Here is a 13951-nt window from a genome sequence, read left to right on the forward strand (position 1 = left end):
CCAGGCCGCCGACTACGACGTCAAGCGCGCCGAGACCGGCATCATCTACATCGACGAGGTCGACAAGATCGCGCGGAAGTCGGAGAACCCGTCGATCACGCGCGACGTCTCCGGCGAGGGCGTCCAGCAGGCCCTGCTGAAGATCCTCGAGGGCACGACGGCGTCGGTGCCCCCGCAGGGCGGGCGCAAGCACCCGCACCAGGAGTTCATCCAGATCGACACGACGAACGTGCTGTTCATCGTGGCGGGGGCGTTCGCGGGCCTCGAGAAGATCATCGCCGAGCGGGTCGGCCGCGGCGGGCTCGGCTTCGGCGCGGACATCCGCTCCAAGGCCGAGATGGAGTCCGCCGAGTCCTTCGGGGACACCATGCCCGAGGACCTCATCAAGTTCGGCCTGATCCCCGAGTTCATCGGCCGCGTCCCGGTGGTGGCCTCGGTGTCGAACCTCGACAAGCCCAGCCTCGTCCAGATCCTCACCGAGCCGCGCAACGCGCTGGTGAAGCAGTACCAGAAGCTCTTCGAGATGGACGGGGTCGAGCTCGAGTTCGACCAGGACGCGCTCGGCGCGATCGCCGACCAGGCCATCCTGCGCGGCACCGGCGCGCGCGGCCTGCGGGCGATCATGGAAGAGGTCCTCAACCCCGTCATGTACGACATCCCGAGCCGCGACGACGTCGCGAAGGTGGTCGTCACCGAGCAGACGGTGAGGGAGAACGTGAACCCGACGATCGTGCCGCGCCAGCCGGCCCGTCGGGAGCGTCGGGACAAGTCCGCCTGATCGTCCCGGCCTCGTCAGAGGTGCGGGAACACGGTCTGCCCGGCCGGCTGGGCGAAGGGCAGCGCCGGTGGCGCCACGTGCTTCCCGAGGAACGCGGCGACCTGCGGCAGGACCGACCCGAAGTACGTGCCGTCGTGCTTCCCGGGGCTGATCCGCGAGAACTCCGGGTGTGCGAGGGCGATGTAGCGGCGCACCGCGTCGGCGAACGCGTCCTTGTCCCCGCACCAGACCCCGGTCGGGGTGCCCGCGATCTCGGGGTGGAAGCGCAGCGGGTCATTGGCGGCCCAGTCGGCGAACCCGGCGAACGGACGCTTGGCGGCCACCCGCCAGTCGGTGAACAGCCCCGGTGAGACCGCGGCCGCGGCTCTCAGGGGCGCGGCCCGGTGGGCCCGCTCCCGGGCGTACACGAGCGCCCCTGCGCCGCCCATGGACACGCCCGCCGCGAGGACCGGCACTCCCCGGGCGTCGCGCGCGATCCCGCGCTCGGTCATCCAGACCGGGAGCTCGTCGAGCAGCATGCGCCCCGGGTCGTCGCCTGGCCGGAACGGGTGCCAGTAGTTGTCGCCACCGTCGAGGGCGGCCACCGTGAACGGCGGGACGCCGGCGGCCCACGCGGCACCGAGCACCCGGCGGATGCCCGGGTCGCCCCACCAGAGGGCGTTGCCCCCGAGCCCGTGCAGCCCGACGCACAGCGGGAGCGTCCTGCGGTCACGCCCGGGCGGGGAGGTGATCACGAGCCGCACCGAGCGGTTGCGCGCTGTCGAGCGCACCCACTCGACCGTCACGTCGGCCTGGGTGCTCCGCGGAGCACGGGCGGGGACGGGAACGCGCTGGGGGAGCGGCGCAGGGGTCTCGACCTCGCCGGCCAGGGCGACACCACCGGCCGCGAGGGCCCCGGCGCCGGCGACGGCGGCGCTCCCGGCGAGGAACTGTCGACGCGTCAGTGGCTGCATCGGCCCCGACACCGCGTTCGCGCCACCCGCGTTCCTCCCCCTCGGTGTGCCCCTCACACGTCGGGCGTCGTGCCGGACCACCTCATCGTGCCTCGTCGTCGATGCCGACCACGCGGGACGCGCCGGCGTAGATGTTCATCGAGCGGCCCCGCAGGAAACCGACCAGCGTCATCCCCGCGTCGTCCGCCATCTCGACCGCGAGCGACGACGGCGCCGACACCGCGGCCAGGGCGGGCACCCCCGCCATCACGGCCTTCTGGGCCAGCTCGAACGACGCCCGGCCCGAGACCATGAGCACGGTACCGGCGGCCGGGACGCCGCCGGTGAGCAGGGCGTGACCGAGGACCTTGTCGACGGCGTTGTGCCGCCCGACGTCCTCCCGGACCGCTAGGAGCGTGCCGTCGGCGGTGAACAGGCCGGCGCCGTGCAGCCCGCCGGTCGAGTCGAAGACCTTCTGGGCGGCGCGCAGGGCATCCGGGAGCCCGAAGAGCACCTCGGCGGAGATCTCCACCTCGTCCTTCTCGGGCGGGAACGCGGTCTTCGTGCGTACCGCGTCGAGCGAGGCCTTCCCGCAGACCCCGCACGACGAGGTCGTGTAGAAGCGGCGCTCGACGGCGTCGTCGGGCGGGGCGACGCCGGGCGCGAGGGCGAGGTCGAGCACGTTGTAGGTGTTCCGCCCGGTCTCGTCGACCGAGTCGCAGTACCGGGCCGTCCCGATGTCCTCGATCGAGGTGATGACGCCCTCGGTCAGCAGGAAGCCGTGGGCGAGCTCGACGTCGTGCCCGGGTGTGCGCATCGTGACCGCGAGCGGGCGGCCGTCCACGCGGATCTCCAGCGGCTCCTCGGCGGCCAGCGCGTCCGGGCGGCGCTGCACGCCCTGCTCGCGGACCCGGACCACCGGGCGTCGCACGGTTACCCTTCCCATTTGGCTACTCGTCCCATGTCGGCTCCCACCTCACGGCTCCGCCCCATCGTCTCACCCACCCGTAGGATCGGCCGGTGATGCGGTACGAGCCCTGGGCCAGTCCCGACGGCATCTCCTCCTCCTCGGAGACCGACGCCGCCGGCGACACCGACCCCGACGAGATCGCCCAGCTCCTGGCCGCGGCGGGCGGTGACACGACGCCCGGCGGGGCGGCGATGGCCGACGCGCTGGTGCGCACCGGACCCGACCCGGACGCCGTCCCGGAGGCCGAGCACGACGGCCCCGAGGACCTCGCCGCGCTGCGCGAGGTCGAGGCCGAGCTCGACCAGCGCTGGCCCGAGACCCGCATCGAGCCCTCGCTCGAGCGCATCCGCGCCCTGAGCGACGTCCTGGGCGAACCACAACGGGCCTACCCGGTCATCCACGTCGCCGGCACCAACGGCAAGTCCTCGGTGACGCGCATGATCGACGCGCTGCTCACCCGGATCGGGCCGCGCACCGGTCGCTACACCAGCCCCCACCTGCAGCGGGTCACCGAGCGCATCGCGCTGGACGGCCGTCCGATCTCCGCGCGCCGCTACGTGGAGACCTGGCGGGAGCTCGCGCCCTACGTCGGAGTGGTCGACAAGGCCCGCGACGCCGTCGACGGCGTGCACTGCTCGAAGTTCGAGGTGCTCACCGCGATGGCCTTCGCCGCCTTCGCCGACGCCCCCGTCGACGTCGCCGTCCTCGAGACCGGGCTGGGTGGCTCGTGGGACGCGACCAACGTCGCCGACGCCGCCGTCGCCGCGATCACCCCGATCGGCCTGGACCACATGAACTACCTGGGCTCCGACATCACCGGGATCGCCCGCGAGAAGGCGGGCATCATCAAGCCGGGCTCGGTGGCGCTGCTCGCCCAGCAGACCCCGGAGGTCGCGCAGGTCCTGCTCGAGCGCGCCGTCGAGGTCGACGCCGAGGTGGCGCGGGCGGGCGTCGAGTTCGGGGTGCTGGAGCGCTCGGTCGCCGTCGGCGGGCAGTCCCTGCGCCTGCAGGGGCTCGCCGGCGAGTACGACGACATCTACCTGCCGCTCTTCGGCGAGCACCAGGCCGGCAACGCCGCGCTGGCCCTCGCCGCGGTCGAGGCGTTCTTCGGCGCCGGCGCCTCCCGCCGCCTCGACATCGACGCGGTTCGCGACGCGTTCGCCGCGGTCCGCGTCCCGGGCCGGCTCGAACGGCTGCGCTCGGCGCCCACCGTCGTCGTCGACGCCGCCCACAACCCGCACGGCGCCGCCGCCGCGGCTGCCGCGGTCCGGGAGGAGTTCTCCTTCCGCAAGCTCGTCGGCGTCGTCGCGATCATGGGCGACAAGGACGCCGACGGGATCCTCGCCGCCCTCGAGCCGGTGCTCGACGAGATCGTCGTGACCGGGATGTCCTCGCCGCGGGCCCTCGACCCCGACGAGCTCGGCGGCCTCGCCGTCGGACGCTTCGGCGCCGAGCGGGTCGTCGTCGAGACCCGGATGGACGCCGCCCTCGAGACCGCGATCGGCATGGCCGAGGAGACCTCCGACGACGACGAGCCGGTCGCCGGCGGTGGGGTGCTCGTCATCGGCTCCGTCGTCGCCGCGGGTGAGGCCCGGGCCCTGCTGGGACGGGAGCCGGCGTGAGCGAGCAGCAGGACGTGACGCGCGCGCCTGACGCGCGGCGCGCCTTCCGCGGGCCTGCCAGCGCCTGTCTCGTCCTCGAGGCGATCGCGGTGCCGCTGGTGCTGCCCGTGATGGCCCGGGTGGAGGGCGGGATCACGCCGGTCAAGCTGGCGCTGGTCCTCGTCCTGACCGTGGGGATGATCGTCGGCTGCGTGGTGATCCTGCGGCCGTGGGGGCTCGCGTTCGCGGTCGGGCTCCAGGTGCTCATGCTGCTGGGGTTCGTGCTCTCGCCCTCGCTCGGCCTCATGGGGCTGATCTTCTGCCTGGTGTGGGCGCTCATGCTCTGGATGCGCCGCGAGGTGATCCGTCGCCAGGCGGCGTGGCCGGTCGACTGAGGTACGGGATGCCCGGCGGCCGGCCGGCGCTCGAACTCGCCCCGTCGGCAGTAGGCAGTTGATCATGCCGCCGGCACCGGCTGGGTCTGGTGCCGTCGACATGATCATCTGCCTAGTCACCCGCACCCCGGGAGCCGCTCGCAGGCCGAGGAACGCGAACTCGGCCGCGCGGGAGGGAACCGGACCGGCCGGTACCGCCGTCCATGCCCCATGGACCTCGACCGCCCGTTCCGCAACGCCGACGCCCTGGAGTACGGGGCGCTCGCGCGCCACCACCTCACCGACGGCACGTATCGCCCGCTCTTCCCGGAGGTGTCGGTCCGCGCCGACCGCACGGTGACGATGGCGATGCGGGCCGCCGGCGCGGTTCTCCTGCGTCCCGGGGCCGTCGTGGGCGGGCTCGCGGCGCTCGCCGTGTGGGACGTCGACGTGGCCGCTCCCGACACGACCGTTGACCTGTTCCTCGGGCGCTCCACGTGGCGTGCGGTGCCCGGGGTGCGCGTGCACCGCGTGACCGTCCCGGAGACCGAGGTGACCGTCGTCCGCCGCGTCCGGGTGACCTCGCCGGCCCGCACCGCCCTCGATCTCGCCCGCGGGCTGCCGCGCGGAGAGGCGGCCGTCGTGCTCGATGCACTCCTCGCGGCGACCGACACCGACGTTGCCGACGTCCGGGGTGTGGCGGAGCGGCACCCCGGCGAGCGTGGCGTCGCCGCGGTGGCGGCCGTGCTCGGGTGGGTCGACCCGCGGAGTCCCTCGCCGAGGGCCTCACGGCTGCGGGTGGGGCTGCTCGCGCGGGGACTGGAGGTGCCGCTGGTGGCACAGCGGTTGCTGGACGGCGAGGGGCGGTTGGTCGCGGAGCTCTCCCTGGCCTGGCCCGGTGTGCGTCTCGGGATCGCGCACCGGGCGGGGGTGCGGGCGGCGGCCGCGGCGGTGGGCTGGGAGGTGCTCGAGGTGCAGGAGGACGTGGCGGAGCAGTGGGGCCTTCGGAAGAGCCCGGCGCCGCTCGACGGCCTTGCGGCGCGGCTGGAGCGGACGGCCGACCGGTGGGATCCCCCGCCGCGGGTGGGTGGCCGACGGGCCGGGCGGATGCCGCGCCCGCCACTCCCGGACGGGGAGTGCGACGGGGGTCTCAGTAGGCTCGTCCCCGCCTGAATCGTGGAGTTCGAGGGGAGAGGAGTGCCGTGTCCGACGAGCGCACCCTGGTGCTGGTGAAGCCCGACGGCGTGCAGCGTGGCCTGGTCGGCGAGGTGATCTCGCGCATCGAGCGCAAGGGCCTGCGCCTGTCGTCGCTGGAGCTCAAGACCGTGGAGCGCTCGCTGGCCGAGCAGCACTACGCCGAGCACGCCGAGCGGCCGTTCTTCGGCGAGCTCATCGAGTTCATCACGTCCGGGCAGGTCGTGGCGGCCGTCGTCGAGGGGCCGCGGGCGATCGCGGCGTTCCGGCAGATCGCGGGCGGGACCGACCCCGTGGAGAAGGCGGCGCCGGGCTCGCTGCGGGGGGACCTCGCGCTGGAGACCGGCTCGAACATCGTGCACGGCTCCGACTCCGCGGAGTCGGCCGAGCGCGAGATCAAGCTCTGGTTCGGCTGACCCTTACCCTGGGCTGCATGTCCGTCGAAGCCCCGATCCGCGGCGGCGCGCCCGAGTCGGTCTGGGACCGGCTCGAGCCGCTGCTGCCCCGGGTCCGCAAGCCCGTGCAGTACGTGGGTGGCGAGCGCAACGCGACGGTGACGCCGTGGGAGGACGCGCAGGTCCACTGGGCGCTCTGCTACCCCGACGCCTACGAGGTCGGCCTGCCCAACCAGGGCCTCATGATCCTCTACGAGGTCCTCAACGAGCGGCCCGACGCGCTCGCCGAACGCACCTACGCCGTCTGGCCCGACCTCGCCGCGCTGATGCGCGAGCACGGCGTCCCGCAGTTCACCGTGGACGCCCACCGGCCCGTCGCCGCGTTCGACGTCCTGGGCGTCTCGTTCGCAACCGAGCTCGGCTACACCAACCTGCTCGAGATCCTCGACCTCGCCGGGATCCCGCTGCACGCCGCGGACCGCACCGCCGAGCACCCGCTGGTGCTCGCGGGCGGCCACGCGGCGTTCAACCCGGAGCCGATCGCCGACTTCGTCGACCTCGTCGTGCTCGGCGACGGCGAGGAGGTCGTCGGGGAGATCACCGACGTCGTGGCGGCCGCGAAGGCCGAGGGCCTCGGCCGGCGGGAGACGCTGGAGCGCCTCGCCGGGGTGCCCGGGGTCTACGTGCCGAGCCTGTACGAGGTGACCTACGTCGACGACGGCGCGATCACCGAGGTCCGCCCGACGACGCCGGCCGCGCCGGCCCGCGTCCACAAGCGCACCACGTCCGACCTCGACGACTGGCCCTACCCGAAGCAGCCGCTGGTCCCGATGGCCGAGACCGTGCACGAGCGGATGAGCGTCGAGATCTTCCGCGGCTGCACCCGGGGCTGCCGCTTCTGCCAGGCGGGCATGATCACCCGCCCGGTGCGGGAGCGGTCGAAGCGCGGCGTGAGCGAGATGGTCGAGCAGGGTCTGGCGGCCTCGGGGTACTCCGAGGTCGGCCTGCTCTCGCTCTCCTCGGCCGACCACTCCGAGATCGGCGAGATCGCGAAGGGCCTCGCCGACCGGTACGAGGGCACCGGCACCGGGCTCTCGCTGCCCTCGACGCGGGTCGACGCGTTCAACGTCGACCTCGCCGAGGAGCTGACCCGCTCCGGGCGCCGGTCGGGCCTGACGTTCGCCCCGGAGGGCGGCTCCGAGCGGCTGCGGCGAGTGATCAACAAGATGGTCTCCGAGGAGGAGCTCATCCGCACCGTGTCGACCGCCTACGAGCACGGGTGGCGGCAGGTGAAGCTGTACTTCATGTGCGGTCTGCCGACCGAGACCGACGAGGACGTGCTGCAGATCGCGACGATGGCCCACGAGGTGGTCCGCGCCGGCCGCAAGGCCGCGGGGCGGGGCGACGTCCGGGCGACCGTGTCGATCGGCGCCTTCGTCCCGAAGCCGCACACCCCGTTCCAGTGGGCGGCGCAGGCCGCGCCGGACGTCGTCGACGGCCGGCTGCGGAAGCTGCGCGAGGCGATCAACTCCGACCGGTCGCTCGGGCGCAACGTCGGGCTGCGCTACCACGACGGCCAGCCCTCGCTGATCGAGGGACTGCTCTCCCGGGGTGACCGTCGGGTGGGCCGCGTGGTCGAGGCGGTGTGGCGCGACGGCGGGCACTTCGACGGCTGGAGCGAGTACTTCTCCTTCGAGCGGTGGGAGGCCGCCGCGGCCCGCGAGCTCCCGCCGCTGGGTGTCGACCTCGCCTGGTTCACCACCCGGGAGCGCGACGGGGACGAGGTCCTGCCCTGGGACCACCTCGACTCCGGGCTCGACCGCGGCTGGCTCTGGGACGACTGGCAGGACGCGCTGGACTCGCGGGAGCAGGACGACTGCCGCTGGACGCCGTGCTTCGACTGCGGCGTCTGCCCGCAGATGGGGACCGAGATCCAGATCGGCCCCAGCGGCGAGGACATGGTCGCGGCGGGGCGGATGCTCCCGTTGACGCCGGTCGAGAGCCGGACGTCGACACCCGTCCGGAACCCCGCGTTCTCGGCCGGGACGTCGTCCGCGCCGACCGGCGGGTCCCGGACGTGAGCCGGGGCGGCGCGGCCGCGCACCCCTCGGCGCCGACGGTGGCGAGGGTCCGCATGCGGTTCGCCAAGCGCGGCCGGGCCCGGTTCAGCTCGCACCGGGACGTGGCGCGCGCGATGGAGTGGGCGCTGCGCCGCGCCGGGGTGCCCGTGTCGCTCTCGCACGGCTTCAGCCCCCACCCGAGGCTCTCCTGGATCGGCGCCGCGCCGACCGGGGCGGCCAGCGAGGCCGAGTTCGTCGAGATCGGGCTGACCGAGGACCTCGATCCGGCGGCCGTGGCCCGCGAGGTCGATGCGGTGCTGCCCGAGGGGCTGTCGGTGCTCGACGTGGTGCGCGCCGGGCCCGGCGCCCTCGCGGACCGTATCGACACCTCCGTCTGGCGCATCGCGCTGCCCGGGGTGGACCCGGAGCGGCTCGGCAAGGCGGTCGCGGCGCTGGAGGCCGCCCCGGTCGTCGAGGTCGAGCGGATGACCAAGAACGGCCCCCGCACGCTCGACGTCCGCGCGGCGCTGGTCCGGCTCGACGTCATGGACGCCCTCGACGATTGTCACCCGGACGATGCAGGATCGGGAGATGACGCGTCGGGAGACGGCGCACGGCCGTCAGGTGACCCGGTCGAGGCCGCCGCGAGCGCCACGCCCGAGGTCTCCGACCTCCGTGCCCGGCCACGCCGGTCGGTGTGTGGGACACTGTCCCTGGTCGTACGGCACACCACGCCGGCTGTACGACCCGACGACGTGGTGAGCGCGCTGCGCACCGTCGCCGGGCTGGAGCCGCCCGTCCCCGTCACCGCGACGAGAACGGCGCAGGGCCGGCTCGGCGCGAGCGGAGAGTTGCTCGATCCGCTCGAGGTGGACCGCGCGACGACCGGTCGCGAGACCGACCCCGTGCGGCACGCCGGCGAGGACCGTCCGGCCTGAGGACGGCGCGGGGCCCGATCGGGTCGCCGCCGCCCGAAGCACCGGGCGCCCGACGTTCCACGGCGGTAGCCGGTACCCCGAGTACCGGAGATCGTCAGGCGAGACCACGCGATGCCCTCGTGTGGCCGCGACCGCGAGGTCGCGCCCGGGGGCCGAAGGAGTTGCATGTCCGAGAACGAGGCCCCGAGCAGTGCTCCCCCGTCGGCTGCCTCACCCTCACCCGAGGGTCGCCCCGACGACGCGGCGCTGGCCGCGCTGCCCGAGAAGCTGCGGGTCCACGCGCTGGCCCGGCTCGTCCGGTCGTCGAGCCGCGAGGTGCTCGCCGTGCTTGCGCGGCTCGACGTGGCCGCCCGCAGCGCCCAGTCCAGCGTCGACCGCACCACGGTGTCCCAGGTGGTCGACGCGTTCTTCCCGACCGGAGCGGCCGCCGACACGTCCGCCGGGGGCTCCCCGGAGGCCGCGCTCCCCGACGTCGCGCCGGGACCAGCGACCGTGCCCGACGGGGACGTCGGCGAGCAGGTCACCGGGGCGGTCCCCAACGCGCCGACCGCCCCCGCCGCGCTCTTCCTCGCTCCGGACACCACCACTCCCGACGGCGAGTCCGGTGGGCGCCGGCGTCGTCGGGGCAGCCGCTCCTCCGGGGTCGTGACGCCCGACGAGACCCCCGAGGAGACCGCGACCGCCCCCGGGACGGCCGGGTCCGCCGCGCCCACCGAGAGGACCGGGACGGCGTCCGACGAGGCCGACGAGTCGGGCGAAGCCACGACCGAGGCGGAGACGCCCGACGGCGACGGCGACGGCGACAGCGACGAGGAGTCCGGACGCCGGCGCCGTCGTCGCGGACGCCGGGGTCGCGGTCGCGGCCGGGGCGGGGCCGACGACGAGTCCGGCGACGAGTCCGACTCCGCCGAGGGCGACGACACCGACTCCTCCGACTCCGACTCCGACTCCGGGTCCGACGACGAGGACGACGACGACTCCGCCGAGGGCGACGCGTCCGAGGGCTCCGAGGACGGCGACTCCGGCGAAGCGTCGTCGGGGTCCTCCCGCCGGCGCCGTCGTCGGCGTCGCCGCAGCTCGGAGGACTCCGGGGACTCCACGCCGGCCGACGACCCGCCGAACACCGTCACCCACGTCCGCGAGAAGACCGAGGCCGAGCCGAAGAAGCGCTCCAGCGACGACGAGGTCAAGGGCGTCAAGGGCTCGACCCGCCTCGAGGCGAAGCGCCAGCGCCGTCGGGACGGGCGGGAGCAGGGCCGTCGTCGTCCGGCGATCCTGTCCGAGTCGGAGTTCCTGGCGCGCCGCGAGGCCGTCGAGCGGACGATGGTCGTGCGCCAGCAGGCCGACCGCAACCAGATCGGCGTGCTCGAGGACGGGGTGCTCGTCGAGCACTTCGTCGCCGGCAGCGGCCAGAACTCGATGGTCGGCAACGTCTACCTCGGCCGCGTGCAGAACGTGCTGCCCTCGATGGAGGCGGCCTTCGTCGACATCGGGCGTGGGCGCAACGCGGTGCTCTACGCCGGCGAGGTGAACTGGGACGCCTCGGGCCTGGAGGGCAAGCAGCGGAAGATCGAGCAGGCGCTCTCCTCCGGTGACAGCGTGCTCGTGCAGGTCACCAAGGACCCGGTGGGCCACAAGGGCGCCCGGCTGACCACCCAGATCAGCCTGCCCGGCCGCTTCCTGGTCTACGTGCCCGGCGGTGGCGCGACCGGCATCAGCCGCAAGCTGCCCGAGACGGAGCGCAAGCGGCTCAAGGACATCCTCAAGCGGATCGTGCCGTCCGAGGCCGGGGTGATCATCCGGACGGCGGCCGAGGGCGTCGAGGAGGCCGAGCTCGAGCGCGACGTGCGCCGGCTCGCCGCCCAGTGGGAGGTCATCGAGCGCACCGGGCGCGAGGCGGCCGAGGGCGGCGGTGGCGGCAAGGGCAAGGGCGGCGGCAAGGGGTCCAACAAGGCGCCCACGCTGGTGCACGAGGAGCCCGACCTGCTCATCCGGGTCGTCCGCGACATGTTCAACGAGGACTTCTCCTCGCTCGTGATCTCCGGGGAGCAGGCCTGGGAGACCCTCGAGGGCTACATCTCCCACGTCGCGCCCGAACTGGTGCCGCGGCTGTCCCGCCATATCGGCCCGGAGGACGCCTTCAGCGCCTACCGCATCGACGAGCAGCTGGTGAAGGCGCTCGACCGCAAGGTGTGGCTGCCCTCGGGCGGCACGCTGGTCATCGACCGCACCGAGGCGATGACGGTGGTCGACGTCAACACCGGCAAGTTCACCGGCTCCGGAGGCAACCTCGAGGAGACGGTGACGCGTAACAACCTCGAGGCCGCCGAGGAGGTCGTGCGCCAGCTCCGGCTGCGCGACATCGGCGGCATGATCGTCATCGACTTCATCGACATGGTCCTGGAGTCGAACCGCGACCTGGTGCTGCGCCGGCTCACCGAGTGCCTCGGGCGGGACCGCACCCGCCACCAGGTCGCCGAGGTCACCTCGCTCGGGCTCGTGCAGATGACCCGCAAGCGGGTCGGGCAGGGCCTGCTCGACGAGTTCTCCACGCCCTGCGAGCACTGCAAGGGCCGCGGCGTGATCGTCCACACCGACCCGGTGTCGAACGGCCACGACCACGGGCGCGGCGGCCAGAACGGACAGAACGGCTCGTCGGGGTCGTCGGGCTCGGCGGCCTCGTCGGCCGGGGACCAGGCCCAGGTCGCCACGGACCAGAACGGGTCGGGCCAGAGCGGCTCCGGCCAGAGCGGCTCCGGCCAGAACGGCTCGGGCTCCGGCCGGCGGCGCGGGCGGGGTCGTCGCGGGGCGTCCTCCGAGGGCGGGTCGCCGACGACGGTGGCCGCCTCGGCCACCGCGGACGGCTCGCCGAACGGGACCGCGGGCCCCGTGCCCACCCCTGCCGAGCTCGCGGCGCGGCGCGGCACCCCCGAGGCCGAGGACGCCGTCGAGGAGACCGCCGAGCAGGCCGCAGAGCCCGAGGTCGAGCTCGAGGCCGAGCAGGCCGAGGAGAGCACCGGCGTCGAGGACGGGGCGGCGGAGCCGGCCACCGCCGTCGCGCCGGTCAGCGAGGAGCCCGACCAGCCCGACACACCCGCCGTCGCACCCCCGCAGCCCGCGGCCGCCGACGACGGGCCGGCCGACGACGTGCCCGCCACCACCGAGCCCGCCACCACCCAGGCGCCGCCGGTCGACCCCGCGGCACCCGTGAGCGAGGAGCCCGACCAGCCGGACACCCCGGCCCCCACCACCGACGACGAGGACTCCGCGGCGCCCGCGGGCCGTCGGCGCCGCCGGGCCGCGTCCCGGCCCGCCGGGCCCCCGGTCGCCGTCGGCGGGAACTGAGCGCGTCCGCCGCGGCCACCCCGGCGCCCGGGGTGGCCGCGGCGGCGGGTATCGTTGTCCTCAGCAGCGCAGGGGTGTCGAGCCCCTGCGCGCGGTGAGGTGCCCGCCCGCGCTGCGAGCGAGGGCCCTCCCGGGAACCAGACAGACGTCCAGCACGACAGGAGCCTGCGTCCGAGATGTACGCGATCGTGAAGACCGGCGGCAAGCAGTACAAGGTCGCGGTCGGCGACGTCGTCGACGTGGAGCTCCTGGACGGCGACTCGGTCGACCTCCAGCCGATCCTGGTCGTCGACGGGTCCACCGTCCTCTCCTCGGCCGACGACCTCGCGAAGGTCTCGATCACCGGGAACGTGGTCGGGGAGGCCAAGGGCCCGAAGATCAAGATCCTGAAGTACAAGAACAAGACCGGCTACAAGCGCCGCCAGGGCCACCGCCAGCGGTACAGCCAGGTCGAGATCACCGGCATCTCGAAGTAAGGGGAGCGACACACCATGGCTCACAAGAAGGGTGCGTCCAGCTCCCGCAACGGTCGTGACTCGAACGCCCAGCGGCTCGGGGTCAAGCGCTACGGCGGCCAGGTCGTCAAGGCCGGCGAGATCCTGGTCCGCCAGCGCGGTACCAAGTTCCACCCGGGCGTCGGCGTCGGCCGCGGCGGGGACGACACGCTGTTCGCACTGATCGCCGGCGCCGTCCAGTTCGGCCACAAGGCCGGGCGCAAGAACGTCAACATCGTGCCGGTCGAGGCCTGAGCCTCCACCAGCAGAACCACCGGCGAGGGGCGGGCCCGATGGGGTCCGCCCCTCGTCGTATGTCAGGAGAGGAACGGCCATGGCGCGGTTCGTCGACCGCGTGACGCTGCACGTGACCGCCGGGGCAGGCGGCCACGGCTGCGCCTCCGTGCGCCGCGAGAAGTTCGTCCCACTGGGTGGCCCGGACGGCGGGAACGGGGGGCGCGGCGGCGACGTCGTCCTCGTCGTCGACCCCGGCGTGCACACGCTGCTCGACTTCCACCACCGCCCGCACGCCGTCGCCGGCAACGGCCGCCCGGGGCAGGGCAGCTTCCGCAACGGCGCCAACGCCGAGGACGTCGAGCTGGCCGTCCCCGAGGGCACCGTCGTCCTCGATACCGACGGCGAGGTCCTCGGGGACCTCACCGGGCCCGGCGCCCGCTACGTCGCCGCCCGCGGTGGGCGCGGCGGCCTGGGCAACGCCGCGCTGGCGAGCCCCACCCGCAAGGCCCCCGGGTTCGCGCTGCTCGGCGAGCCGGGCGACACCCTCGACCTCGTGCTCGAGCTGCGCTCGATGGCCGACGTCGGGCTGCTCGGGTTCCCCAGCGCCGGGAAGTCCTCGCTGGTCAGCGCGCT

12 protein-coding genes and 1 pseudogene are annotated in these 13951 nt (G+C 74.2%); 11 read left to right on the top strand and 2 right to left on the bottom strand.

Annotated elements, in window-relative coordinates:
- Window positions 1-778, top strand: a 778-nt coding sequence (clpX, locus tag VGH76_RS02880) for an ATP-dependent Clp protease ATP-binding subunit ClpX (RefSeq protein ID WP_331555103.1), incomplete at its 5' end; no start/stop codon positions are given.
- A gap of 14 nt (window positions 779-792) precedes the next feature.
- On the opposite strand, the gene VGH76_RS02885 is transcribed toward clpX, so the two are convergent.
- Both VGH76_RS02885 and fdhD read right to left on the bottom strand, forming a co-directional pair.
- Window positions 793-1731: an alpha/beta hydrolase gene (locus VGH76_RS02885; RefSeq protein ID WP_331555104.1), complete on the bottom strand. Its 939-nt coding sequence runs from the start codon at window positions 1729-1731 to the stop codon at window positions 793-795.
- Between the two features lie 82 nt (window positions 1732-1813).
- Complete coding sequence (gene fdhD / locus VGH76_RS02890; protein ID WP_331555105.1) at window positions 1814-2656, bottom strand: formate dehydrogenase accessory sulfurtransferase FdhD; 843 nt, start codon at window positions 2654-2656, stop codon at window positions 1814-1816.
- Between the two features lie 77 nt (window positions 2657-2733).
- On the opposite strand from fdhD, the gene folC reads away from it, so the two are divergent.
- The 10 genes and pseudogenes from folC to obgE all read left to right on the top strand — a co-directional run.
- Entirely contained in the window at window positions 2734-4302 is a 1569-nt protein-coding gene (gene folC, locus VGH76_RS02895) for a bifunctional tetrahydrofolate synthase/dihydrofolate synthase (protein WP_331555115.1), read from the top strand.
- Window positions 4299-4676, top strand: a complete 378-nt coding sequence (locus tag VGH76_RS02900; protein WP_331555106.1) for a DUF4233 domain-containing protein — start codon at window positions 4299-4301, stop codon at window positions 4674-4676. Before folC ends, VGH76_RS02900 begins: the two co-directional genes overlap by 4 nt.
- A 210-nt stretch (window positions 4677-4886) precedes the next feature.
- Window positions 4887-5828: a hypothetical protein gene (locus VGH76_RS02905; RefSeq protein ID WP_331555107.1), complete on the top strand. Its 942-nt coding sequence runs from the start codon at window positions 4887-4889 to the stop codon at window positions 5826-5828.
- A gap of 29 nt (window positions 5829-5857) precedes the next feature.
- Window positions 5858-6265 carry a nucleoside-diphosphate kinase gene (gene ndk, locus VGH76_RS02910; RefSeq protein WP_331555108.1) on the top strand — a complete coding sequence of 136 codons (408 nt, stop codon included), beginning with the start codon at window positions 5858-5860 and terminating at the stop codon, window positions 6263-6265.
- 17 nt (window positions 6266-6282) lie between these two features.
- Window positions 6283-8325, top strand: coding sequence for a TIGR03960 family B12-binding radical SAM protein (locus VGH76_RS02915; protein WP_331555109.1), 2043 nt, complete (start codon window positions 6283-6285; stop codon window positions 8323-8325).
- Window positions 8322-9242 carry a TIGR03936 family radical SAM-associated protein gene (locus tag VGH76_RS02920; RefSeq protein WP_331555110.1) on the top strand — a complete coding sequence of 307 codons (921 nt, stop codon included), beginning with the start codon at window positions 8322-8324 and terminating at the stop codon, window positions 9240-9242. The genes VGH76_RS02915 and VGH76_RS02920 overlap by 4 nt, the downstream gene beginning before the upstream one ends.
- Before the next feature lie 165 nt (window positions 9243-9407).
- Window positions 9408-12587: an Rne/Rng family ribonuclease gene (locus VGH76_RS02925; protein WP_331555111.1), complete on the top strand. Its 3180-nt coding sequence runs from the start codon at window positions 9408-9410 to the stop codon at window positions 12585-12587.
- A gap of 176 nt (window positions 12588-12763) precedes the next feature.
- A complete protein-coding gene (gene rplU, locus VGH76_RS02930) occupies window positions 12764-13063 on the top strand; it encodes a 50S ribosomal protein L21 (RefSeq protein WP_331555112.1) in 300 nt (99 codons plus the stop codon).
- A gap of 15 nt (window positions 13064-13078) precedes the next feature.
- A complete protein-coding gene (rpmA, locus tag VGH76_RS02935) occupies window positions 13079-13336 on the top strand; it encodes a 50S ribosomal protein L27 (protein ID WP_331555114.1) in 258 nt (85 codons plus the stop codon).
- A gap of 79 nt (window positions 13337-13415) precedes the next feature.
- A pseudogene (obgE, locus tag VGH76_RS02940) lies at window positions 13416-13951 on the top strand (GTPase ObgE); the annotation flags it as partial.

This window comes from Actinomycetospora sp. (genome assembly GCF_036497585.1).
In the GTDB taxonomy this organism is placed as follows: Bacteria; Actinomycetota; Actinomycetes; order Mycobacteriales; family Pseudonocardiaceae; genus Actinomycetospora.

Excerpts from the sequence above, each read along its gene's own strand:
- VGH76_RS02885 (WP_331555104.1), bottom strand. The coding sequence starts at position 1,731 with ATGCAGCCACTGACGCGTCGACAGTTCCTCGCCGGGAGCGCCGCCGTC.
- fdhD (WP_331555105.1), bottom strand. The coding sequence starts at position 2,656 with ATGGGAAGGGTAACCGTGCGACGCCCGGTGGTCCGGGTCCGCGAGCAG.
- folC (WP_331555115.1), top strand. The coding sequence starts at position 2,734 with ATGCGGTACGAGCCCTGGGCCAGTCCCGACGGCATCTCCTCCTCCTCG.
- VGH76_RS02905 (WP_331555107.1), top strand. The coding sequence starts at position 4,887 with ATGGACCTCGACCGCCCGTTCCGCAACGCCGACGCCCTGGAGTACGGG.
- VGH76_RS02915 (WP_331555109.1), top strand. The coding sequence starts at position 6,283 with ATGTCCGTCGAAGCCCCGATCCGCGGCGGCGCGCCCGAGTCGGTCTGG.
- VGH76_RS02925 (WP_331555111.1), top strand. The coding sequence starts at position 9,408 with ATGTCCGAGAACGAGGCCCCGAGCAGTGCTCCCCCGTCGGCTGCCTCA.
- rplU (WP_331555112.1), top strand. The coding sequence starts at position 12,764 with ATGTACGCGATCGTGAAGACCGGCGGCAAGCAGTACAAGGTCGCGGTC.
- rpmA (WP_331555114.1), top strand. The coding sequence starts at position 13,079 with ATGGCTCACAAGAAGGGTGCGTCCAGCTCCCGCAACGGTCGTGACTCG.